Here is a 25,330-nt window from a genome sequence, read left to right as displayed (position 1 = left end):
AATATTGAATCTTCGACATAGCATACAAAAAGCCGTGCAGTTCATCAGCACGGCCTTTTACTTTATATACGGACAGCAGTCCCGCTCACAGCAACCATTAGCATCCCTTCGCGAACTACTTCGTAATCCACATCGATACCAACGATGGCATTCGCATTTTTTTGTCTTGCGAGAGTTTTCATCTCTTCCATTGCGATGTCACGTGCTTCTTTCAATTTGCTTTCGTAAGCGCCTGAGCGACCACCGACAACGTCACGGACAGAAGCAAAAAGGTCACGAACGATATTCGCCCCCATAATCGCTTCTCCATTCACGATATCGACATAATCAATAATTTCTTTCCCTTGAATTGTAGAAGTTGTTGTTACAATCATACCGTGTAGCCTCCCATATAAGATTTCCACTTACTTATGGTGCGCTAATTCGGCAAAAATTATATTTACGAACTAAACTGCGCTTCGTATAATCTACTGTATCCTCCGCCTTGCTCAATTAATTCATCATGCGAACCTTGTTCTGCAATCCCATCTTTATTTACAACAACGATGCGATCTGCATTTTTAATCGTTGCAAGTCTATGAGCGATAACTAATGTTGTACGACCGACAGATAGTTCAGCAAGTGATTTTTGAATCGCAAGTTCCGTCTCTGTATCTAATGCGGAAGTCGCTTCATCTAATATTAAAATTGGCGGGTTTTTCAAGAACATACGAGCAATCGCTAAACGCTGCTTCTGTCCGCCTGAAAGTTTCACGCCGCGCTCACCGATAACAGTATCTAAACCGTCTGGTTGTGAGTAAATTAAATCTTCTAATTGAGCTCTCTTTACCGCCTGCCAAATTTCAGCCTCTGATGCTTTTAAATTTCCGTAAGCAATATTTTCACGAATCGTTCCTGAGAATAAGAACACATCTTGCTGCACAATTCCGATTTGCTTACGAAGTGAAGATAACGTCATATCTTTCGTATCAATACCATCAATTTGAATCGATCCAGATGATTGCTCATAAAAACGTGGTAATAGGCTACATAACGTCGTTTTCCCAGCTCCAGATGGTCCAACGAACGCAACCGTTTCACCTGCGTGGATTTTCAAACTAATATCATTTAAAATCGGTTCTTTATTTTCATATCCGAACGTAATGTTGTTATATTGAATATCACCGTGTACATGTTTTACTTCCATTGCATCTTTAGAGTCCACAATATCTGGCTCTGTTTCAAGAAGCTCTACATATCTTTTAAAACCGGCGATCCCTTTCGGATAGCTTTCGATTACCGCATTAATTTTTTCAATTGGACGGAAGAAAATATTCGTTAATAGAACGAATCCGATAAATCCACCGTACGTTAATTCTCCTTGCAGAACAAACCATGTACCGCATATTAAGACGAAGAGCGTTACGAGACGCATAAGCATATAACTAATTGACGAATTTAGCGCCATAATTTTATACGCCATTAATTTCGTTGTACGGAAACGAGCATTATTAACAGCAAATTGCTCTTTCTCAAACTTTTCATTTCCGAATGCTTGTACAACGCGAATACCACCAACGTTGTTCTCAATACATGCATTGAAATCAGCAACATCTGAGAATAAACGTCTAAATGTACCTGTCATTTTTTTATTGAAGTAAAGTGCTAACCATAATAAGAATGGAATGACGAAGAACGTTAATAGCGCTAACTTCCAGTTGATCATCATCATAAATGAAAATGCCCCAACTAAAGTCATTACGGCGATAAATAAATCTTCTGGCCCGTGGTGAGCAATTTCCCCAATCTCCATTAAATCGTTTGTAAGGCGTGAAATTAAATGACCTGTTTTATTATTATCAAAAAATCTGAATGATAGCTTTTGAATATGATCAAATAATTTCTGCCTCATATCTGTTTCAATGTTAACACCAAGCATATGTCCCCAATATGTAACGACATATTGTAAGCCTGCATTTAACATATAAACTGCGAGTAAACCGAAACAAGCCCATAAAATAAGCGTCCAGTTTTGCCCTGGCAATAACTTATCAATAAATTGATTTACGATAAGCGGGAAGCCGAGTTCTAATAATCCTGCGACGACCGCACAAGAAAAGTCGAGTATAAATAAACCTTTATACGGTTTATAGTAAGAAAAAAATTTACGTAGCATATCTTCCCTCCATTTTCCAAAATTAAAAAGACTCCCTAAATGATAACTATTATCAAATAATTATTCAAGTTATCCGTCTATGAAACTGAAAATAAGCTTTGCGATAGTTGTCGTTTTTGGCCGGAAAGTCGATATATTCGAATAATCGCCGATATATTTCGAGTTGCGCTGATATATTTGCAAAATCGCCGATATATTTCAAGTTGCGCTGATATATTTGCAAAATCGCCGATATAAATTTCATGTACTATAACTACCGCCCTGCTTACACAAAAAAAGGCATCACCACAAGGTGATACCTTTTCTTCTATTACATCGCTTCCGAATCCCACTCATGCTCCTGCTGAACAAACACAATACCTAATTCGTGATGTCCACCAGCGTATAATGCCGTTTGAGCAAGGCGAAGTTCTCCATTTGTATCTAAAACTTCTAACTTACAAAATGCTCCTGTCGTCTTCGTTTGAAGCGCATCATAAAATTCCTCAGCACTTCTTGGAATGACTCCATTTACTTTCGTAATCATTTCTCCAGGCAGTAAATTCAGCTCTGCTCCAATTGTATTTGGAATTGTATCTAGTACAACGAGTCCATCATTACGTGCAGCGAAGTACGCTGGTCTTGTTTCATCCGCAATTTTCTCTTGCATGGAAATTGTAAAACGTCCAAGCATTGCAACGCCCATTGCAATAATGGCAAGTACGTGCCACCAATAACTTGCGATTCCTAAAACAAGCACAAGTCCTGCTAATCCGTACACACGTCTTCCTGTAAATAATAAAGCTTCCGTCGGCTCATAACTTCTAATCCTTCTCATAAATCCAATTAAAAATGGAACGAGGAATAGAGAATATGTATGTGAACCGATTGAAACGACAGGCCACCATGAAATAAACTGCGTTACTGCGTCACCTGGCACAAGAATAAAAATAGGAATGATCCATAAACGCTTTGATTCGTGTAAACCAATCTTTAATCCGCGCTTACCCTTCCTAATCTTCGGCGTCGAATATCCTACTGCATTTTTAGAAATCAACAAGCCCTCTACAACGAGCATGATGCCTAGCAAAATAGCAAGGGATACGATTGTATTCTCTTCACCTTCTCCAAGCTGTAAGAAAGAAACTGGTAGCTTAGAAGATAATAGAACACATACAATCGCGATACTAAACGTATAAGCTGCTGATAAATATCGATACATAGCAGTTAATCCAAATAGTAACGTCCAAAGTAAAATGGCCCATAAGCTCGCCTTAGAAACAACAAGTCCGAGCCCAATCGTAATGATAGATACGATTAATCCGTATTTAACTCCCGCCAATAAAGATGTTCGCAGTTCAAACCAAATATCATAAACTTTAAAAGAAAAATCTTTTCGTTCTCGTAACATACGTAAGTATCCAACGAAGATACTACTTATTAAAAATACATAGACAGCAGGGTGTAAGAAAAAACGTCCAACTGCCCGCATTATTTCAAAAATCCATGCCTCCACGAACCCATTCACCACCATTTATATCATTCTTTCTTTTTATATTATCATAACTGGACAAACGTTTGTTTAACACAAAAAAATACAGGCAGCAAACCGCCTGTATTTCTTTTTATCCCACTTTAATGGGCAGTAAGCCTCCCACCTCAAAATTCAGCGAAAACAAAGAATTTAGGTGGGGAGTCAACTGTCCATAAAAGTCCGATTGGTTCAACTAATAATCAGTGGGGGATGAAGCTCCCCACTGATTAAAGTTTCACTTTACTTCGCCATTAATTTTAATGCTGACTGTAATTGTAGATCATTTTCTCCAGAACGGATTTTTTCAATAATTTTCGTTTGAATCGCCTCAGCTGTCTTTTTATCGAGCTGTCCTGTCGCTTCCATCTTATTCGCATTTTGGAATGCTTTCAGTGCTGATTCTGTCTCTTTACTAAAGTAGCCATCTTCACGTCCTGGTACATACCCTAAACTCTTAAGCATTTCTTGGGTATGTTTTACTTGTACATCATTTGCATTGTATGAAAGTGTCTTTTCAATTTGAATTGGTGTCGCATGATAATAATCTGGTTGTTTCACTTCTACAGTTGGCTTGATTCCTTTTTTATGAATCCAGTTTCCATCCGGTGTTAACCATTTGAACATCGTTAATTTGATGTTGCTGCCATCTTTAAATGGAACAGCTTGCTGAACAGTACCTTTGCCAAACGTTTTTTCACCAATTAAATCGTATCCTTCTCCCTCTTTTAGCGCACCCGCTAAAATCTCTGAAGCAGAAGCACTTCCGTTATCAATTAGTACTGAAATCGGATATGGCTTTCTCTCTTTTAGTTCCGTAGAGAATTTCTTCTTCTCACCATTTCTTTGCTCTACTTGTAGCATCGGCTTTTTATCCGTCATAATTTCTCCTAGTATCTCTTCTACACTATTTAAGTAGCCACCTGGATTACCACGTACGTCAATAACTAAGCCTTTTATGTTTTTCTTCTCTAACTCTTTTAACTGATCCTTAAATTCTTTCGCTGTATTTTCAGCAAAAGAAGTGATTTGCATATAACCGATATCTTTTCCACTCTCTTGTTTCACAGAGCTAAACACTGTGAAGATTGGAATTTTTTCACGCTTAATTTTAAATACAATCGGATCAGCTACTCCTGCACGCTTAATTTCAATCGCAACAGTCGTTCCTTTTTTACCACGAATCTTTAATACTGCTTCTTCACGTGATAAATCTTTCACACTATTTCCATCTACAGATAAAATTTGGTCATTCGGTTTAATTCCAATCTTTTCTGCTGGTGAGCCTTTAATTGGAGATACGATAATAAGCTTACCGTCCGTTTTGTTCACCTCAGCCCCAATCCCTTCTAACTCGGGATCAAGCGATTCACTAAACTGTTTAGCCGTTTCTTTATCCATATACGTGGAATAAGGGTCCTTCAGCGTAGACAACATGCCTTGTATTGCACCTTCGACTAATTTTTCATCTTTCACGTCTTCCACATAACGTGAATCAATTAGTGCATACGCCTCATTAATTTTTGCCAAATTCCCTTGCGCAGTACTAGCGTTTCCATTCGAAATTGTTTGCGTTACTTCTGCTGGGTTAACCCCAAATAAAGACATACCCGCAAACATTCCGCCAGCACCAATTAAAAATGCAACAACCATTCCAATAATTGCAACTCTACGTTTCAATGCGGAATTCCCCTTTCCAAAAACACACAGGTGGTGTAGCAAAAGGCATCACACAGTGTGTGATGCCTTTACCTATTTCTACTATATGATAAGCTTGTACGAATTATGTTTGCAACTTTTTATACTTTTAAGAAGCGACGAATTGACATTACACTTCCCCACATACCGATTAAAGCCCCGATTAACACTAGTAAACCAGCTAATTGGAATACGAATGGGCTGTATGGTAGAAGTTCGAAAATTGTTCCGCCAAGTTTTTCGTTAAACACACCTTGCAACGAATTATACGTAACTAGAATTAAGCCAATTGGAATAATTGATCCTAATACTCCTAGGAATAATCCCTCTAATAAGAACGGCCAACGAATAAACCAGTTTGTTGCACCTACAAGTTTCATAATTTCGATTTCTGTACTACGAGCATAAATTGTAATTTTAATTGTATTAGAGATTAAGAACATCGCTGTGAATAAAAGACCAGCAATTAACACAATCCCGATGTTACGACCAGTTTTTACAGTATCAAATAATCGTTCAACTTGCCCTTTTCCGTACTGAACATTACTTACAAACTGCATTTTTTCAATCTTTTTCGCAATTGTTGCTGTATCTGTTGGTTCTTTTGCTTTTACAATGAATACGTTTTTAAGTGGGTTATCTTGTTCAAATAACTCAAATGTCTTTCCGCTATCGCCTAAGCTTTTAATTAAACGTTTTAACTCTTCTTCTTTAGAAGAATATTTAATAGAGTCTACTTTTGCAATCTTACTCATATCATCTTCTAATTTCTTTTGATCAGCTTCTTTTGCTGCTGGATCAATGTGTACACGAATTTCTACATCTTGCTCTACTTTCGTCGCAAAATGGTTCATATTCATAATCGCTGTTAAAAAGACACCTACAAGTAATAATGTAACTGTTACTGCACTAACAGAAGCAAACGTCATCCATCCGTTACGTGATAGATTCTTTACACCTTCTCGCAAATGTCGACTAAGGGTCTTAGCCTTCATATCCGTATCCTCCCTCCATCTCATCTCGAACAATTTTTCCGCCTTCAATCGCGATTACACGATGACGGATTGTATTTACGATATCTGCGTTATGTGTCGCCATAACGATCGTTGTACCACGCTCATTAATGCGCGTGAAAATCTTCATAATATCAAGAGCTGTTTCAATATCTAAGTTACCTGTTGGCTCATCGGCAATTACAACCTTTGGTCTATTAACAATTGCTCTCGCAATCGCAACACGTTGCTGCTCCCCGCCTGAAAGTTCGCTTGGAAGTGCGTCTGCACGATCTTCAAGACCTACAAGACCTAACACTTCTGTTACACGCTCACGAATTGCATCTGGCTCTTCTTCAATTACTTCTAAGGCAAACGCAACATTCTCATATACCGTTAATTTAGGTAGTAATTTAAAGTCTTGGAAAATCACGCCTAATTGACGACGGAAATATGGAACGTCTCTTTCTGCTAATGACTCGATAGTAAGACCATTTACATTAATTGATCCTGTAGATGGCTTCTCTTCACGATACATCATTTTAATAAATGTAGATTTTCCGGCTCCACTCGGTCCAACTACGTATACAAACTCGCCTTGTTTAATGTTAACTGTGAGACCAGCAATGGCTTTCATACCATTCGGGTACTCCTTATAAACATTCGTCATTTTTATCATTATTTATCACCCAATACTTAATGATTTTTTTCGAAATACTTTTCTGTACATTTGAAAATAAAAGCTAAACCTTTATTCTCTTTTAAACCACTCTTGTTGAAGGTAGTCTACTTATACTCTTTTTCTAAGCAATACTACTCTATGTAATATATTTCAGCAAAATTCTACAAACCTCATTGTAACATCAAACGGTTTCCAGTTTGGATACATTTTTGTTACAGTTATGTTACATTCCAAAAAAAGGGAAACGAGTTGATTATATGAATCAACTCGTCCATTTTACCCCTTTTTATTTATGTTCAGCTAACCACTCAGCTACTTTTTTCGCATCTTCACCTTGAATAAGTCCTGGCGACATTGAACCGCGACCTTTTTTAATAATTTCTTCGATATCTGCAGCGTCGTACTTCCCGCCTACTTTTCTTAAATCAGGTCCAGTTGCTCCTGATAAATCTGTTGCGTGACACCCAGCACAACTTCTTTGGAAAATTTGTTCTGCACTGTCTGTACTTGCAGACTGGTTCGAAGACTTACTCTCTTCTTTATTTCCACACGCTCCTAAAGCAAAAACGACTGATGTTCCTAGCGCAATAGCCAATAATTTCTTTTTCACTTCTATCGCTCCCCATTGTTGATATTCTTTTCATTCCTAACACACTCATTTTCATTATAAGCATTATCTTTATATAGAAAAACTAAGGTGTATTTCATATTCTTCAAAAATAAAGTGAGAACCCTAATGATATAAAGCTTTTATAAGTTGTTTCAATTCTGTGAACAACTTATAAACTTCTATAAAGGATTCTTTTTGAACGGGAATTTAGAAAAATTCTGTAGAAAACCTTACTCTATTGCCAATCTGTTTTACTATTTTCTACTTTTTACAAAACAATATACAACATTGTATGCTACATATAATCCCATCAAAAAGAGAAGTTGTCGTTTCCAACTTCTCTTCCTCTGTACTTCATCCATATAAATAAAATAGCACTCTTTATGTCCTCTATATCCTCAACGTGCGCCAACAATTTTGTTGGCTTTTTTTCACTTAGCTTATTAGATGCGAGAACGTAAGTAAGCATCAATAAACGGATCAATTTCTCCATCCATAACTGCTTGCACATTACCGACCTCAGTATTTGTACGGTGGTCTTTCACAAGAGAATATGGGTGGAATACGTAAGAACGGATTTGGCTACCCCATCCGATTTCTTTTTGTTCTCCGCGAATTTCATCTAACTCCGCTTGTTGCTCTTCTAATTTCTTTTGATATAATTTCGCTTTTAACATCTTCATCGCGTGCTCACGGTTTTTAATTTGAGAACGCTCTGACTGACACGTTACAACCGTATTTGTCGGTGTATGCGTAATACGAACTGCTGAATCTGTCGTATTGACGTGCTGTCCACCCGCTCCACTTGCACGATACGTATCAATTTTCAAGTCTTCTGTACGTATTTCAATTTCAACTTCATCATTGAATTCAGGTACAACTTCACAAGATACGAACGATGTATGACGACGGCCTGAAGAATCGAATGGTGAAATACGTACAAGACGATGTACACCTTTCTCAGCTTTTAAGTAACCGTAAGCGTTATGACCCTTAATTAATAAAGTTACGCTCTTAATACCAGCTTCATCACCTGGTAAGTAGTCAACAGTTTCTACTTTAAACCCACGTTTTTCAGCCCAACGTGTGTACATACGTAATAACATAGAACCCCAGTCTTGTGACTCTGTTCCACCTGCACCTGGGTGTAATTCTAAAATGGCGTTATTTTTATCATAAGGATCGCTAAGTAGTAACTGCAGCTCATACTCATTCATTTCTTGAATTAAGCCTTTTACTTCTGATTCAAGCTCCTCATGTAAATCTTCATCATACTCTTCTTTTAAAAGTTCATGCGTTATTTCTAAATTTTCGAATGTCTCATCTAACTGACGGAAACTCCCAACCATATCTTTTAACGCATTTGCTTCGTTAATGACAGCTTGTGCGCCTTGTTGATCATCCCAAAATCCTGCGCCCATCATTTTCTCTTCTAATTCTGAAATTTGTTTCTCCTTAGTAGGGAGGTCAAAGAGACCCCCTAAAAGCCGCTAATCTCTTAGCCATTTTCTCTAATTCCTGTCTAATTTCTACTAATTCCATTTCCTTCACCTCTATGTAATTGCTGTTACTTTCGTATGAAAACAAGGGAAACTCTCTCCACTTATGACGGAGAGAGTTTAATCCTTCTTAATTATACATTTTTGATGTAAAAGTTTGCAAAGCAGCCTGGGCTACCGCCCTATATTACTTCCCGATACCACAGCAGTTTTTATATTTTTTACCGCTACCACATTTACATAAATCGTTGCGGCCCACTTGGTCACCTTTTACAACTGGTTTTTTCTTCGCTTCTTCGCCATCGCTAGATGGGTGAACAGCTTCACCTTGAACAACTTCTTGACGCTCTAAGTTTTGTTCAATTTCAGCTTTCATAATGTAACGAGAAATTTCCTCTTCAATAGAAGCAATCATTGATTCGAACATTGCGAACCCTTCCATTTGATACTCACGAAGTGGATCAATTTGACCGTAAGCACGTAAATGAATACCTTCACGAAGGTGATCCATCGCATCGATATGCTCTGTCCATTTCGTATCTACAACACGGAATACAACAACTTTTTCGAACTCACGCATTTGCTCTTCTGGCATAAGCTTTTCCTTGTCATTGTAACGCTCTATTAATTTCGCGATAATTGGCTCGCTCATTTCCTCCGGAGCAAGGCGACGTAATTCTTCTTCTTTCACATCTCCTTCTTGCAGAAGGTTTGTATTTAAGTAGTCAACAAGACCTTTAATGTTCCAATCTTCTTCAATTTCCTCTTGTGTATGAAGTGCAACCGCACGCTCTACTGTAGATTTCATCATACCTTCAATAATACCGCGTAAGTTCTCAGACTCCATTACCTCTTGACGCTGTTTGTAAATAACTTCACGTTGCTGACGAAGTACATCATCATATTGTAGTAACTGCTTACGTGCATCATAGTTATTTCCTTCTACACGTTTTTGCGCAGATTCTACTGCACGAGAAACCATTTTACTTTCGATTGGCTGAGAATCATCCATACCAAGGCGATCCATCATCGCTTTCATATTATCAGAACCGAAGCGACGCATTAGTTCATCTTCCATTGATAAGTAGAACTGCGTAACACCTGGGTCCCCTTGACGACCAGCACGACCACGTAACTGGTTATCAATACGACGACTTTCGTGACGCTCTGTACCGATAACGGCTAAACCAACGTTTTTCACATCGTCTCCAAGCTTAATATCTGTACCACGACCTGCCATGTTCGTCGCAATCGTTACAGCGCCTTTTATACCTGCTTCTGCAATGATATCCGCTTCACGCGCATGGTTTTTCGCATTTAAGATGTTATGACGTACACCTTTACGCGTTAACATTTTTGAAATAAGTTCTGACGTTTCGATTGCAACTGTACCGACAAGAACTGGTTGCCCTTGTTTATGACGATTTACAATATCCTCAACAACAGCATTAAATTTACCTTCCATTGATTTAAAGATTAAATCTGCACGGTCATCACGAATAATCGGTTTGTTCGTTGGAATTACGATAACGTTCATATTGTAAATGTTACGGAATTCCTCTTCCTCTGTTTTCGCTGTACCAGTCATACCAGATAACTTTTCGTACATACGGAAGTAGTTCTGGAATGTAATTGTCGCAAGCGTCATACTTTCATTTTGAATTTCTACGCCTTCTTTTGCCTCGATAGCTTGGTGTAACCCTTCGCTATAACGACGACCTTTCATAAGACGACCAGTAAATTGGTCTACAATTACGATTTCGCCTTCTTGTACAACATAATCTGTATCACGATGCATAACAACGTGCGCACGAAGTGCCTGATTAATATGGTGAAGAAGCGCTACATGTTTTAAATCAAATAAGTTTTCAATATGGAAAGCTTTCTCCGCTTTCGTAATACCATCTTCTGTTAACATTACATTTTTCGTCTTCACATCAAATGAATAATCTTTTTCATTTTCTAACGTACGAACGAATGCATTTGCAAACATGTACAGCTCTGTTGATTTTTGAGCTTGTCCAGAAATAATAAGTGGCGTACGCGCTTCATCGACTAAGATAGAATCGACTTCATCGATAATAGCAAAGTGCAGTGGGCGTTGAACGCACTGCTCTTTATATAAAACCATGTTGTCACGTAAGTAATCGAATCCAAGCTCATTATTTGTGCTATACGTAATATCAGCAGCATAAGCCTCTTGTTTCTCTTCGCGTGACATACTGTTTAAATTAATTCCTACTGTTAATCCTAGGAACTCATGAAGTTGTCCCATTTCGCTCGCATCACGTTGTGCTAAGTATTCATTGACTGTAACAACGTGAACACCTTTTCCTGTTAAAGCATTTAAATATACAGGTAATGTAGATGTTAACGTTTTACCTTCACCCGTTTTCATCTCAGAAATATTCCCTTCATGTAAGGCAATACCACCCATTAACTGTACACCATACGGACGCATTCCAAGAACACGAGTCGCAGCTTCACGAACAACCGCAAAAGCTTCAGGTAGTAGATCATCTACTGTTTCACCTTTTGTTAGACGTTCTTTAAATTCAAGCGTCTTCCCTTTTAATTGTTCATCAGTTAATGGCTTAATAGATGACTCTAATGCATCAATTTGCTCAACTGTTTTCTGCATACGTTTAATTTGGCGTTGATTTACATCAAACACCTTTTTTAAAATACCGATCATAGGAAATACGCTCCTCTTTTTATTAAAATAAAACTTCCGATTGTTTTTTCTTTTTCTCTATTACAATCAGTCGTTATAAAAATCAAATGTATGTTATGCCAATTTTTCTCCTAATTAAAAAAACTAAAATGTATATACCTAATGATAATTGTAACACTTGTCTTATAACTATGACAACAATCGGCAAAATGTCGGGCCTTATATTCAAAAAAAGTTTTTATTTTATTTGTTACGTTCCTTTTCTCTGTCTCGCTATTTCAATTTCACGTTACAAATTTCGTATTAAATCTAAGTCCTATTCTTTCAAGTTTCCTTTTAAAGAACATGACTACCAGAAATTCCTTAATAAAATCTAAATCGACAATTACAAAAAGCCGGAAACTTCGCAGGTGTAGCATCCATGGGTACTTACACCTGCAAAAAAACTCCGACTTTAAAAAATATTGTTATGTTGCAAGATCTACAAACAACATTAAAATATAGCTGTATCAATCATAAATTTTATTAATTTATCGGTATTTCTAATTCATGATATTTCCCTTCCTTATCCTTTATACACGAAATGAATTTCACTTTAGTTGATTCATTTGAAAAGTTTTTATAATTTTTATAAGGGTCATCTCCTATAAAATAATTTGTCCCTATATACCCTCGTACTGTTTTACCAGCAGGTATTACAGGATCAAACTGATATTTTTTAGGTAATTCCATTGAATAAGGGATTACATTATAAAACTCACCTATTTTAGAATAAAACATTGTATCGGAAATAGACTTATTACTAAGCAAGTTAATATCTCGATTTGTTGTATTTGTAATATCTAAAGGTAAAACATACGTCACTACTTCACGGTCTTCATAGGGATCATACACTTTTGTAGGATCAAGAGGATTAAGTGCATGAAATGTAACCCCTTGACCATCTTCAAAAGTTCTATTAGATAAAAGCTCACCTTTTATGACTTTATAAGATTCATTATTTTGATTTAATGTTTTAAATCTAAAGAAACTAGCAAATGTACATAGCAACAGACACAATCCAACGCTTATTAAGACATATTTTCTTGCCACTCTTAATCTACCAACCTTCCATTATTAACATGTACAATACGATCTACTATTTCATTATCTAGAACATGCACATCATGACTGGCTACAACAATAGTCGTTCCCTTGGCTTTTTCTACTTTCAAAATATCTAAAACATCTTTTATCCCATCACTATCTAAAGCATTCGTTGGCTCGTCTAATAACAGTAATTTTGGTTGTTCCATTAAAGCTTGCGCTATCCCTAAACGTTGTTTCATACCTAAAGAGTATCTTTTATACTTTCTCTTATCTGTTTTATCAAGTCCAACCCTTTGAATAATATTATAAATCTCCTCATCGGAGATTTTATTGTTAATCGATGATAAAAATTTCAAGTTCTGAAAACCAGTATACCCTGGAATAAAACTTGGATATTCAATCAATATTCCCATAGAATCAGGAAATTGCTTTTGTTTTCCAATTATTTCATTATCTATATAAACAACTCCAGAATTCAAACGCATTAACCCTGAGATAGCGCGTAAAATCATCGTTTTACCAGGGCCATTATGCCCCTTCAAAACTAAAAATTCGCCTTTTTTTACTGACAAACTAATATTATCTAACACAATATTTCCTTTTAATCTTTTCGTCATACATTCACATTTAATATAATTGTCCATAAATTATTCACCTATCACATCTAGTTTTTTAAAACAAAAACTACCTAATAAAATCATTACAACAACAATTACTACTCCGATTAAAAGTAACTCATGCCATTGAATAGATTGATTATTACCTAAAGTCAATTGAATTGAGCTGTGATCAACAAAATACCAACGATTTGGCATAACAAAAGAGCCTAAAAAATAAATACTATGAAAGAAAATAGACAAAAATAGGTATAACAACATTAGTACAAAAACAATAGTTATTGGTATATAAAATGTTAAAAACTCAAAAATCAAAGCTAATAAAAAGCTTATAATAATTTGAATTAGCATAGTACCTACTATCTTATAAGAAAATTGACTATATACATTTGAAAAAGAATGCCCGCCAAAAGTAAGCAAATAATAAACAGTAAACCAAATCAAATACATAACAATCCAAATACTAATTATGTAAAAAAACAAAGATAGTATTTTCGTTAACCAAAGAAAATGCTTCTTCTTAACACGAGGAAATAAATAAACACCATTCTGCTGAATATCTGAAAAAGCAAACTTCCCTACTAGCAACAAAGGAGTAATTTGAAAAAATATCCAATAAAACGGGATAGAAAATCGCCCCTCCTTATAAAAATAAGATAAATCCACAAAGTCTACTCCATGAAAAAATCGATAAAAGGTAACATCTACTAATACAGGTTCTTTACCATTACTCAGAGGCTGATTGTATAAAAAGGTAACAACAATCATAGCGTAAATTAAGAATAAAAAAGCCATTATCTTGACGGAATCTCTAAACCTTACATATAAATCTCTTTTTAACAAATGATATAAAATCATAATGTAAACTAGATCACCTCTGTCTCATCATTCATAGCAATATAACTTTTTTTAGATAAAATCCATACACTTATAAAAAAGATAAAAAAACATCCAAATAAGCGTATAAGTAAACCAGTAGCATCTTCAAACACATTTATATAAAAAGCATTTGTAAATAAAAATCCATGTAATATAAATCTATCTAATAAAACGGCAGTAATCATACATATTATTACAAGTAAACTAGGTAAAAATAATTGCAACAAAGCACTTATCATACATATAAAAATAGTCGCAAATAATTGAATGCAAAATAATAATGGATAATTCACAGAAATACTATTTACAGCCATCATATTTGACATCAAAAATAACTGTAAAATCATACTCCCAGCGAAAAAACAAACGAAAACAAATAGTTTCAAATAATATATAGAAACTAATTTCCATGCATTATTCACTCGGTAAACTACATAAATACTAAAAAAACTCGACATAGAATATACAGAAAAAACGATTGTTAAAGGAATAAATATGGTCGACAAATTATAAAACGACATAACCTTATACAGGGTTTCCAATTCGTTCATTTTCTCTTTTACAATTCCAGATTCAAAATAATTGAACAAGCAACCAATGATACTAGCATTAAGTAAAAAGAGAATACTGAACCAAATATATTTCATCCTTATAGTTTCTTTCATTACATTATAAAAGAACATGCTTCCTACTCCCCCGTAAATAAAGAACTACAGAACAAAACCAAATACATAACAGCACACTAAGAAAAATTTGTAATTCAAAAAAGCCGAAGTCTTTAATTAAATAATCTTTAGGATTGAGAATTCCCTTTCCAATACCAAGCCAAAAAATATGTAAAATAAATGGCACTAAATAAATAAAATAAACTCGTTTTATAAAAAATGACACTGATAAAGCCAAACTTGAAAAAACCGCACCGTATAAACCATTTAAAAATACATACATAAGAAAATATAAAGTCGGATACTCATAATAAACCGTATGAAATTGAGCTGTTGGTGAAACAGTAGCAGCCATATAATTTAATATCGGATGCGGAGCAACTGTCGGATAAGTCATCACATATAAATAAAAATGAAATAGTAAAGGGACACTTATAATAAAAAAAGATACAATAAAATTAATAAAATAAAGTAATCTAAAATAATGACGCGTTCCCATCTTAGAAATGACAGGATAAATAAATCCATAATTTTTATCAATTCTATAAATCCCAGCTACAGCCATTGCAGAAATCACAGGAAATATAAGTAGATAAAATTCACTATAAAATGGTAATCTATTAAAATATAAAATGTTAGATAAATATGGAGATACCTTTATGATCCCAGCATCATTAAATCCTTTCGTTGTTACACACATAGAAATATATTGAGCAATGACAATTACTAACATAATAAATAAAGACAACCAAAACATCCTACCTTTTAAAATCCTTCCTAAAAAGTAACTCATCTACAGCTCCTCCATAAACCATTAATGAAATTTAAATCTTTTTTAACATGAACATTTGATCCGCAACACCATAACATTTATTTTCTTTATTTAACCAGAGGTAACGAAAAGAAACATTTAATCTCTCACCTTCAAATTTAGGAAACTCAACTTCATACTGATAAACATCATTTGTACCTTTTCTTTTTACACTCTTAACTTCTTGTTTCCACTCAATTACTTTTCCATCAGTTTGTTCAATCCGCCCCAAAAGATACGCTGGTTTTTTCTTGTTCGTAACACCCGTTAAAAAAACATAATAATTTTCTGGTATAACTCCTGACTTTAAATTTTTATCTGAAAGCCTATCTTTTATTGCAATATCATTTCTATCTATTTGCCCTTGAAAGAAATCATCACCAGTTTCATTTTCCAAAAATACTTGTTCAAAAACAGTATTTTTATTAATTTCTTTCAACTGAATACTTTTCAAATTATCTTTTTCCGTTAAAGTATCTTCAATATTTACAATAGGTTCATCTACTTTCTTATGGCAAGAAGCTAATAAACAAATAATCAATATAAAACAACAGAATAAAATATATTTTGAAATAAGCTTCATTGCAGCACCTCCTATTCAAAAAATGAAATAGTAGAAAAAGTCGTATAATCCAGATGACGAACTAGACGACTTTTTCTAACGTTACACAATAAATAATTTTAATTTATAATTTCTAAATCAATATTCAGTGTAAGGTCCACTAGGTCTTACACTATCAGGACTCCAAGCAGTAGGATAAGCATTATTTTCTCTAGAATAACCACCGAATCTCACAGGTACATTTTTCCCATAGTTTTCATATGCGTAATTTTGGAAAAGATACGTTTTACCTGGTCGCACCGTTCCTTCATGCTTACCTGACTCACCTGAAACATTTACCCAATCTCTATCACCTTTACCTTTATTTTTATCCGCTTCTGTCCAAACATTGAAAGAACCACCGCCCTTCTCACTGCTCTTCACACGCATATACATAGAAGTAGGTGTCTCTTTAGGACGTGCGTTAGTAAAATCATATGCACTCCAAAGTCTAAAGGTAAATTCTACATGATCATCCCTTGTATCAGCATTAGCTGGTTCGGTTAAAACGAAAGTACTAGCTAAAATACCTAAAGATAAAACAGATCCAAGCATAAAACGACTTTTTTTCTTAATACTCACTAAAAGCACCTCCGATAATTTGTAGCATTATACTAATCTTATTTTTTCACCGAGGGAATAAATAAAATCTCTATAACGCAATATAACAATAACAATCTCTCGATGTACTCTCAATAGCATTCAGAAAACTTAATGTTATATTTATAATGGTAAACATTTTGACAAATTAATAAAAATAATAATACACTCCTAGCAAAAAATTACTTATAGAGATAACTACTTACCTATGCCTGTTCCAAATCATAAAGAGTAACTCACCTTTCGAAAAACAAAAACTAAAATATAAAAAAAGCGCAGCCATTTCGGCTACGCTTTTGAATTATTATTTAGTTTCAATTAAACCATATTTCCCATCTTTACGGCCATATACAACGTTAGTTTCATTTGTATCAGCATTTGTGAAGACGAAGAAATTATGTCCTAGCATATCCATTTGTAAGATTGCCTCTTCAACGTCCATCGGTTTTAAATCGAATCGTTTTGTACGTACAAGTTCTAGTTCATCCTCTTCTACCTCATCCAGAACAGCTACTGCTTCTGGAAGGATAAAGTTCGTTTTCATAGAACCTTTCTCACGTAACTTACGATTTACTTTTGTTTTATGTTTACGAATTTGTCGCTCAAGTTTATCAACTACTAAATCGATAGCAGCGTACATATCGCTATTAGTTTCTTCTGCACGAAGTAATAAATCAGTAAATGGAATTGTTACCTCGACACGTTGCTTGTCAGAGTATACTTTTAAATTAACTTTAATCTCTGGGAATGTATCAAAATAACGCTCTAACTTACTTAGTTTTTTCTCTACATATTCCTTTAATGCTGGAGTTACTTCAATATTTTCACCACGAATGTTGAATTTCATAGATGAATTCCTCCTTTCAAGCCTATGTACTATAATTTCGACACCGGCTTAAAAACTCCTTCTAACTTTTTTAAAAAAATTAGTGGAATTGCGATTTTTTTATCGTTTTTTGTTGAAATGAAAAGATGCATCGTTTCTATCTTTATTTTATCCTATTAACATCGTGAATAACGAATATAACTGTGGACAATTCGTTACAGAAAAGAAACAACTTTTTGACAACTCATTTTATAACAAAAACCCCTTGCAAAAAAACAAGAGGTTCTACTACATATATATAACGTTGCCACAAACGCAGCTTTCTCTTCCCAAAAACAATATACCTACAGTTTTACAACATTAGCTGCTTGCGGTCCACGTGCTCCCTCTACAATATCAAACTCAACTTGTTGCCCTTCTTCCAATGACTTATATCCATCTTGTTGAATAGCAGAAAAATGAACAAACACATCATCACCGTCTTCACGCTCAATAAACCCAAATCCCTTTTCTGCATTGAACCATTTTACTCTTCCTTGCATGTTCATTCCATTCCCTTCACTCTAAAAATCAGGGCATTTGCCCCATAATTTCACTATAACGAATGACAACTTACGAAGTCAAAGAAGACTTATCGTCTTTTTATTATCTCTTTCGACAGTTACAGATCAACTTCTACAGAGCGTCAAACTAGAAACTTCGCTTGCTCCTTTATCATAGAAAAGACTTCCAATTTGTCTCACTGTAATTCCTGTCGTATATACATCATCAACAAGTAAAATATGTTGACCATGAAACATCTCTTCTCTCTGAAAATAAAAAGGATTACTTCCCGAAAGCCTTTCTTTACGCGACTTCTTACTTTGCTTTTCTGTTTCCTTCCTTCTTAATGATGAATAAAAATTTTTGACAGGCAAACAAGCTGCTAATAACTCTGCTTGATTAAAACCTCGTTCATATTCCCGTTCCCTACTAAGCGGAACAGCAATAACGGTTGAAACGTCCGTAAAATACTTTTGAAATAACACCCGAAAAGATTGATAAAAAATACGAACTAACTCCGCATCACCTCGAAACTTAAATTGCGCTAGTATACCTTTCATATCATCATTGTACACGTACAACGAACGATTTTTAAAAGGACGATATCCTTCCTCATTCCTCCATCTTACACAGTCCATGCAAATGTCATTTTCTTTATATCGAGTAGGTAAGTCATCTAAAGGACGACCACAATCCATGCAAATTCCTCCTATAATATAGGAAAGTTTTTGCTCACATCTATCACATACATATTTTTTTGGGGACTTTACAAAAAAGGTGTACCAACTAACTGTTTCCACCATATATTCATCACAAAGTAAACAATGCATTAATCGATCAATCCTTGTTCTTTCGCATTTTTGTTCATACTTTGAATATGTTTTTTCGCGCGTACCATTGCCTCTGTCTTACCGTAATGAAAATACATAACCTCACCATATGGCTCTTCAAAACTACGCCCCGCTCGGCCTGCAATTTGTACGAGCGCACTCTCTGAAAAAATTTCTTCTTCAGCTCCTAACACAGCCACTTGTAAGTTCTTCACAGTTACTCCTCTTTCTAAAATTGTCGTTGTAACTAATAACGGAATGTCTCCCTTTCTGAAAGATGCTACTTTTTCTTTTCTCATCGAATCTTCTGCATGCACGCCATCGATTCTATTATCCAACCCTTTCAACAACTGACTTATTTCTTCTATATATCGCACATGAGGAACAAATAAAAAAATAGGATACTTTTTGTTTAAGTTCATTTTTAACCATTGTAGTAACACACGAGGAATTTTTTTATGATGGAGGCTTTTCTTCCAATTTCCGCACCAACTAAATAGAGGAACTGGTAACGGGTGACGATGGTATCTTCCCGAAACAATGATACCTTTTTGTTTCCCTCTTCTGAAATTACGCTTCCACTTTTCATCAGGGGTTGCAGTTAAATAAATACGCGCTGCTTTCTCTTTCATTGCTTGCCTAACTGCATACTGTAACATTTGATCCGCATGATACGGGAAGGCATCAATCTCATCTACAATCATCACATGAAACGCTCTATAGTAACGTAACAGTTGGTGAGTCGTTGCAACGACTAACGCTGCATCTTTTTTATGATCTACACTCCCTCCGTATAAAGCAGCTACAGTTATACTTGGAAACACTTCTTGTAATCTCGGCGCTAATTCCAGTACAACGTCAGTCCTTGGCGTTGCGATACAAACTCTTTCTCCTTTTTGGAGCGCCTCTTCTATACCGTAAAATAACATTTCTGTTTTTCCAGCCCCGCACACAGCCCAAATAAAAAAGGATTCTTTCTGCTTAATCGCTTCTATAACTCCTTGCGCCGCCAACTCCTGACCAATCGATAAAGCCCCATTCCACTGTAATGGATTTAGCTCCCTGTCTCCGTTTCTTTCATGAATCCCGCGAACAAGTACAGTACATTCGCTAACTCTCCCCATCGTGATACACTTCCGGCAATACGCACATGCTTTACCGCACCTTTTACATAAAAATGATGCAAATAGCCGCTGCTCTATATTTCCGCAGCGCTGACATATATATTTAGAAGTATTCTTTGTTATACCTTGTACACATACAACCTCTCCCTTCTTTTTCAAATCACTTAATTCTCTCCGTAAATCTGAAGAGAGTTCTTCTAATAGCAACTGTTTTCCAGCAAGCATTAGCACTCACCTCCAGCACTACTATAAACCTTTCTTATAATCTCGTAAAAACGCAAAAAAGCCGATAACCTACTTATAAAATAGTAAGCTATCGACTTTATACACATGTTTTATTCGATTATAAATCCTAGAATCTACCGTATCCTAAGAAATGTTTTTGGTTGTAGCTACTGCTTAAGCTAGCATAAGCAATACCTTTATCACCAGCATGAATCATTTGGCCATTACCAACGTAAATACCGATGTGAGATGGGCCTGGTTTATAAGTACCTTGGAAGAATACTAAATCTCCAGGTTGTGGGCTACTTACTTTAGAAACTGAATTCCAGTAACCATTAACATCTTGACGACCTACACCGAATACGTAAGAAATGAATCCACTACAGTCAAAACCACCGTTTGATGGAGATGCACTTCCCCAAACATATGGTAAGCCTAAGTATTGTTGCGCTTTACCAATTACGCCAGGAGCTGGAGCTGTGCCTGGTGTCGGTTCTGGTTTTTTATCTTCTTTTTTAGGTGCTTCTTTTTTAGGCTCTTCCTTTTTAGGTTCTTCTTTTTGAGCTTGTCCACCGTTGTTTGCTGGTGCCGCTGGCTGAGCTGGTGCCGCTTGTGCTGGTTGAGCTTGCGCATCTTTAGCAGCTTGCTCTGCTTGTTTTTGAGCAGCAGCCTCTTGTGCAGCTTTTTCTTGCGCTTCTTGTTCAGCAATACGTTGTAATTGTAATGCTTGTTTTTCAAGATCTTTCAATTGACTTTCCGTACTTGTCATTGAAGTTACAACTGTATCCATTTTACCGCTTAAATCGTTTACTGCTGCTGCTTTTTTCGCTTTTTCAGCGTCAAGTTCTTTTTTAGCAGTTTCAATTTGAGCTTGTGCTTCTTTTAATTCTTTTTGCTTTGTTTTTACCGTTTCAACATCTTTTTTCACGTTCGCTTGATCTTCTTGTTGTGTTTTCATGATATCTTCGTCAGACTCAAGAATTTTAGAAACAGAAGTTAAACGATCAACTAAATCTGCAACGTTTTTAGAGTTTACAAGAACTTCCGTTACAACGTTTGTGTTTGGTTGCTCTTGAAGTGCAACTAAACGTTTTCTTAATAACTCTTCACGTTTTGCAATTTTCGTTTGTAATTCTGCAATATCTTTATTTTTCTTTTCGATTAATTGCTCAGTGTCCGCAACTTTTTTCGTTGTTTCATCAAGCTTTGCAGCATTCTCTTGAACAGACTTATCTAAACCTTGAATTGTTTTGTTTAAGTCATTCATTTGTTTTTGTAATTCATCACGTTCTTGTTGTTGTTTATGTAAAGTGTCATTTTGTGTATTAATTTGTGATTTCACGTCAGAAATTTTATCTTCTGCAAATACATTTGGTGTTAGTCCTGAAAACATTAACCCTGCCACTAATGCGCAAGATGCCATTTTTAGCTTTTTCATTTTATTTTTTACACCGCTTTCTTTTTTCTTTTTCCGTATATAACCTATAAAATTTATACCATAATTCGGGATTTTTTTTGCTAATGTTACGCTTTTGTAAAACAAATGTAATATTATATGTAACTCTATCGCAAAATATGCATATTTTTGTATATATGTGTAGAGTTTTAAAAGTTTTTTTAAGCAAAGAAAAAAACGCAAGGTTTCCCTTACGTTTTATTAAATATACTAATACGGATGAAATCAAAACGTTATTTCATCCATTTCTCAGCCCAATTTTGGACTTCATCCATAACACTTTCTAACGCTTTTCCCTTGTCCGTTAAGCCATACTCGATTCGAACTGGTACTTCTGGATAAACATTACGAACTACAATGCCTTCGCTTTCCAATTCCTTTAAACGCTCTGATAACATACGATCGCTCATATTCGGTATAATATCTGCGATTTCTCTAAAACGTTTTGACTCTTCCAGCAAAGATTTAATAATTAAGCCAGTCCACTTCTTACTAAGCAAAGTAAAAGCTGACTCAAACTTTGGACATAAACAAGAATTATGCTCCATATGTTTCACCTCTCTTCTATTATAATATAGTTTCTTGTAAAAAGTAAGTTATAAAACTTTCCTCATTATTTTATTTTACGTACATTTTACCATTTCCAAATATTAACTTGTCAACTTCACGTAAAATATCCGTAAAAAAACCCTCTTCCGAAAGAGAGCTTTTTATATCTTTATTATTTCGTATACCATCCAAGACCTAGTGCACCTTCACCTAAATGCGTTCCAATTACAGCACCGAAATAACCTGTACGGATTGTAACATGAGGATATTTTGCTTCTAATTCTGCCTTCCATTCATTCGCTTCCTCTTCACGTTGTGCATGAATGATAACTGCTTCCATAGGTACACCTTTACTTGCTTGCTCATCAAAAATTTCAATGATACGTTTTAACGCTTTTTTACGCGTACGAATCTTTTCAAACGGGATAATGATTTTGTCTCTAAAATATAAAACCGGCTTTACTTGTAACAGACTACCGATGAAAGCTTGCGCACTATTTAATCGGCCTCCACGTTGTAAATGGTGTAAATCATCTACTACAAAATAAGCGTCCATCGTTTTCTTCATTTCATCAAAACGGGCGATAATCTCTTTTGGATCCTTCCCTTCGCTTGCTAGCTTTGCACCTTCACGCACGTAGAATCCTTGTACTTCACAACTAATTTCAGAGTCGTACGTATATACATCAATACCCTCTACCATTTGACCAGCTGTCGTTGAAGTTTGATATGTACCACTAATCCCACTTGAAAGATGAATGCTAATAACTGCATCATAATCCTTAGATAATTCTTCATATAGCTCAACAAACTTTCCGATTGCTGGTTGAGAAGTTTTTGGAAGTTCTTCTTGCTCACGTACTTTTACATAAAAATCATCTGCTGAAATTTCAGCTTCTTCTTGATAAGATTCCGTTCCAAACACAACGTTTAATGGAATCATATATATATTGAGTTCATCACGAATATGCTTCGGTATATATGCTGTACTATCAGTAACAATAGCTGTTTTCATTTTCGTACCTGCCTTATAAAAAAGTTTTTATTTCCTAATTTTACACGAAAACTAAAAATGGTGCATCCATACATGAAAATGCGGGTTTGAAATTATACTCATCATCTCGACAAATTACAACAAAAAGGTAAAACACTCACCAAAAATTTCAGCTTATTTATAAAAAATGTTTGAATATAAAAACGCCCGCTTTTAAAATGTAAAGTACTAGTCATTTTGATGGATAGGAGCGTATACAAGTGTTATTACAATATTTAACAATAAAAGACTACGGTGAACACGAAATTGTTATTCAAAAATCAAGATTCATCTGTTATGTTAGTCGTGCTACAACCGAAGAAGAGGCTCAAGAATTCATACAAAAAATCAAAAAACAAAACTGGAATGCAACACATAATTGTTCTGCTTATTTAATTGGCGAACAAGATCAAATTCAAAAAGCAAATGATGATGGTGAACCTAGCGGTACAGCTGGCGTACCTATGTTAGAGGTACTAAAAAAACGCGGTTTAAAAGATACCGTCGTTGTCGTTACCCGCTATTTTGGTGGCATCAAACTGGGCGCTGGTGGATTAATTCGCGCATATGGAAAATGTACAAGCGAAGGCATTAATCATGTCGGTGTTGTCGAGCGAAAATTAATGCGTGTTATCCAGACCGAAATTGATTACACATTACTTGGTAAAATTGAAAATGAATTACGCAATTCAAAATATGCCATTAAAGATATACATTACCTCGAAAATGTCACATTTGATACGTATGTAGAAGAAGATGGAAAACAACCATTCACGGATTGGATGATTGAATTAACAAATGGGAAATGTACAATTACAGAAGGAGATATGTTGTACTTAGAACAAGATGTTATCTAAGAATAAATACTGTATCGCCTTTAAAGATTAATGTAGTGAATTACTTTCCTACAAATGGACTAAGGAGATTATATATGGAAGAACGTTATTATCATCTCCAAAATAGCAGAATAAAAAAGAAACGAAGAAGAAAGTTTTTCTACTTCCTTATTTTCTTATTTTTATTTGGTAGTGTAGGACTTTATATATTAAATTCCTACTCTTCTCTCATGGGGATGTATAGTGGTTTTACTCGTGAAAAATCGGATTTGAGAACCGAAGATGTAGAAATTACAAAGGAGCCTTTTACACTCCTTATTATGGGTATAGAAGATTATGCAACAGACGGCCAAAATGGTCGTACAGATTCATTAATGTTTGCGACAGTCAATCCGAAAACACAAAAGATTTCGCTTATGAGTATTCCTCGGGATAGTCGCGTTCCAATTGTCGGAAAGAATAAAGAGGACAAAATTAACGCTGCGCATGCTTACGGCGGAGAAGAAATGGCAATCAAAACTGTCGAAGGTTTTCTAAAAGTGCCTGTCGACCATTATCTTAAAATTGATTTCCAAGGCTTTAAAGGTATTGTTGATGCTGTTGGCGGTGTTACTGTTGATGTCCCATTCGATTTTTGGGAGCGTTCAGACGTGGATTACTACAAAAAAATCGAATTTAAGCAAGGACAACAAGAATTAAATGGTGAAGAAGCACTCGCTTACGTTCGTATGCGAAAGCAAGATCCGAATGGTGGTGCGACACGTTCCTAAGTGAAAAGCTTAGGCATTGTCGAACTTACAGTTCAACAGTGAACTGTCATTCCAAG

Annotated in this window: 24 protein-coding genes and 1 pseudogene; 2 read left to right on the top strand and 23 right to left on the bottom strand. The window is 35.4% G+C overall.

Annotated features, from left to right (window positions below; genetic code table 11):
• Positions 1–62: 62 nt before the first annotated feature.
• From PDQ33_RS15085 to PDQ33_RS14975, 23 genes are all read right to left on the bottom strand, one after another.
• On the bottom strand, positions 63–374 hold the full coding sequence (locus PDQ33_RS15085) for a YbjQ family protein (RefSeq protein WP_000637521.1): 312 nt from the start codon (positions 372–374) through the stop codon (positions 63–65).
• 65 nt (positions 375–439) lie between these two features.
• Positions 440–2,155 (bottom strand): ABC transporter ATP-binding protein, encoded by a 1,716-nt coding sequence (locus PDQ33_RS15080; RefSeq protein ID WP_000944619.1) that lies wholly within the window; start codon positions 2,153–2,155, stop codon positions 440–442.
• 310 nt (positions 2,156–2,465) lie between these two features.
• Positions 2,466–3,668: a PDZ domain-containing protein gene (locus PDQ33_RS15075; RefSeq protein WP_033671838.1), complete on the bottom strand. Its 1,203-nt coding sequence runs from the start codon at positions 3,666–3,668 to the stop codon at positions 2,466–2,468.
• A gap of 240 nt (positions 3,669–3,908) precedes the next feature.
• Positions 3,909–5,345 (bottom strand): S41 family peptidase, encoded by a 1,437-nt coding sequence (locus PDQ33_RS15070; protein WP_442866544.1) that lies wholly within the window; start codon positions 5,343–5,345, stop codon positions 3,909–3,911.
• A gap of 119 nt (positions 5,346–5,464) precedes the next feature.
• The gene (gene ftsX / locus PDQ33_RS15065; protein WP_270393122.1) at positions 5,465–6,358 is read right to left on the bottom strand and encodes a permease-like cell division protein FtsX; all 894 of its coding nucleotides are present in this window, start codon (positions 6,356–6,358) and stop codon (positions 5,465–5,467) included.
• On the bottom strand, positions 6,348–7,034 hold the full coding sequence (gene ftsE / locus PDQ33_RS15060) for a cell division ATP-binding protein FtsE (protein WP_000594318.1): 687 nt from the start codon (positions 7,032–7,034) through the stop codon (positions 6,348–6,350). The genes ftsX and ftsE overlap by 11 nt, the downstream gene beginning before the upstream one ends.
• Positions 7,035–7,323: 289 nt before the next feature.
• On the bottom strand, positions 7,324–7,647 hold the full coding sequence (gene cccB, locus PDQ33_RS15055; protein WP_000727972.1) for a cytochrome c551: 324 nt from the start codon (positions 7,645–7,647) through the stop codon (positions 7,324–7,326).
• 443 nt (positions 7,648–8,090) lie between these two features.
• A protein-coding gene (gene prfB, locus PDQ33_RS15050; RefSeq protein ID WP_096001580.1) for a peptide chain release factor 2 occupies positions 8,091–9,189 on the bottom strand; the annotation gives its coding sequence in 2 pieces (ribosomal slippage) (positions 8,091–9,116 and positions 9,118–9,189; 1,098 coding nt in all).
• 144 nt (positions 9,190–9,333) lie between these two features.
• Positions 9,334–11,841: a preprotein translocase subunit SecA gene (secA, locus tag PDQ33_RS15045; RefSeq protein ID WP_000579381.1), complete on the bottom strand. Its 2,508-nt coding sequence runs from the start codon at positions 11,839–11,841 to the stop codon at positions 9,334–9,336.
• Positions 11,842–12,345: 504 nt separating this feature from the next.
• A complete protein-coding gene (locus tag PDQ33_RS15040) occupies positions 12,346–12,873 on the bottom strand; it encodes a hypothetical protein (protein ID WP_061131955.1) in 528 nt (175 codons plus the stop codon).
• A gap of 41 nt (positions 12,874–12,914) precedes the next feature.
• Positions 12,915–13,553: an ATP-binding cassette domain-containing protein gene (locus PDQ33_RS15035; protein ID WP_270393128.1), complete on the bottom strand. Its 639-nt coding sequence runs from the start codon at positions 13,551–13,553 to the stop codon at positions 12,915–12,917.
• 3 nt (positions 13,554–13,556) lie between these two features.
• Complete coding sequence (locus tag PDQ33_RS15030; protein WP_061131956.1) at positions 13,557–14,321, bottom strand: hypothetical protein; 765 nt, start codon at positions 14,319–14,321, stop codon at positions 13,557–13,559.
• Positions 14,322–14,392: 71 nt separating this feature from the next.
• Entirely contained in the window at positions 14,393–15,088 is a 696-nt protein-coding gene (locus PDQ33_RS15025) for a hypothetical protein (protein WP_061131810.1), read from the bottom strand.
• Positions 15,075–15,863 (bottom strand): hypothetical protein, encoded by a 789-nt coding sequence (locus tag PDQ33_RS15020; protein WP_061131811.1) that lies wholly within the window; start codon positions 15,861–15,863, stop codon positions 15,075–15,077. The genes PDQ33_RS15025 and PDQ33_RS15020 overlap by 14 nt, the downstream gene beginning before the upstream one ends.
• A gap of 31 nt (positions 15,864–15,894) precedes the next feature.
• The gene (locus PDQ33_RS15015) at positions 15,895–16,464 is read right to left on the bottom strand and encodes a hypothetical protein (protein WP_270756039.1); all 570 of its coding nucleotides are present in this window, start codon (positions 16,462–16,464) and stop codon (positions 15,895–15,897) included.
• A gap of 117 nt (positions 16,465–16,581) precedes the next feature.
• A complete protein-coding gene (locus PDQ33_RS15010; RefSeq protein ID WP_016718925.1) occupies positions 16,582–17,064 on the bottom strand; it encodes a hypothetical protein in 483 nt (160 codons plus the stop codon).
• A 322-nt stretch (positions 17,065–17,386) separates the two neighbouring features.
• The gene (gene hpf / locus PDQ33_RS15005) at positions 17,387–17,929 is read right to left on the bottom strand and encodes a ribosome hibernation-promoting factor, HPF/YfiA family (protein WP_000671190.1); all 543 of its coding nucleotides are present in this window, start codon (positions 17,927–17,929) and stop codon (positions 17,387–17,389) included.
• A gap of 323 nt (positions 17,930–18,252) precedes the next feature.
• The gene (gene cspC, locus PDQ33_RS15000; protein WP_001162041.1) at positions 18,253–18,450 is read right to left on the bottom strand and encodes a cold shock protein CspC; all 198 of its coding nucleotides are present in this window, start codon (positions 18,448–18,450) and stop codon (positions 18,253–18,255) included.
• Between the two features lie 126 nt (positions 18,451–18,576).
• Positions 18,577–19,281, bottom strand: coding sequence for a ComF family protein (locus PDQ33_RS14995; RefSeq protein ID WP_074541125.1), 705 nt, complete (start codon positions 19,279–19,281; stop codon positions 18,577–18,579).
• Positions 19,281–20,630, bottom strand: coding sequence for an ATP-dependent helicase ComFA (gene comFA, locus PDQ33_RS14990; protein ID WP_000879439.1), 1,350 nt, complete (start codon positions 20,628–20,630; stop codon positions 19,281–19,283). The genes PDQ33_RS14995 and comFA overlap by 1 nt, the downstream gene beginning before the upstream one ends.
• 127 nt (positions 20,631–20,757) lie before the next feature.
• A complete protein-coding gene (locus PDQ33_RS14985) occupies positions 20,758–22,173 on the bottom strand; it encodes a C40 family peptidase (protein ID WP_270756037.1) in 1,416 nt (471 codons plus the stop codon).
• Positions 22,174–22,319: 146 nt separating this feature from the next.
• The gene (locus PDQ33_RS14980; protein WP_000400857.1) at positions 22,320–22,634 is read right to left on the bottom strand and encodes a winged helix-turn-helix transcriptional regulator; all 315 of its coding nucleotides are present in this window, start codon (positions 22,632–22,634) and stop codon (positions 22,320–22,322) included.
• Positions 22,635–22,807: 173 nt separating this feature from the next.
• Positions 22,808–23,650: a DegV family protein gene (locus PDQ33_RS14975; RefSeq protein ID WP_000844764.1), complete on the bottom strand. Its 843-nt coding sequence runs from the start codon at positions 23,648–23,650 to the stop codon at positions 22,808–22,810.
• A gap of 239 nt (positions 23,651–23,889) precedes the next feature.
• Between PDQ33_RS14975 and PDQ33_RS14970 the strand changes: the two genes are divergently transcribed.
• Positions 23,890–24,525 carry a YigZ family protein gene (locus tag PDQ33_RS14970; RefSeq protein WP_270756034.1) on the top strand — a complete coding sequence of 212 codons (636 nt, stop codon included), beginning with the start codon at positions 23,890–23,892 and terminating at the stop codon, positions 24,523–24,525.
• A 74-nt stretch (positions 24,526–24,599) separates the two neighbouring features.
• Positions 24,600–25,271, top strand: a pseudogene (locus PDQ33_RS14965) (LCP family protein); the annotation flags it as partial.
• Positions 25,272–25,330 lie beyond the last annotated feature (59 nt).

Origin of the sequence: Bacillus cereus group sp. Bc031, from assembly GCF_027716265.1 — a bacterium.
GTDB lineage: Bacteria > Bacillota > Bacilli > Bacillales > Bacillaceae_G > Bacillus_A > Bacillus_A paranthracis.
Note: the sequence above shows the minus strand (reverse complement) of the source record. Positions and strands in the feature narration are given on the sequence as shown.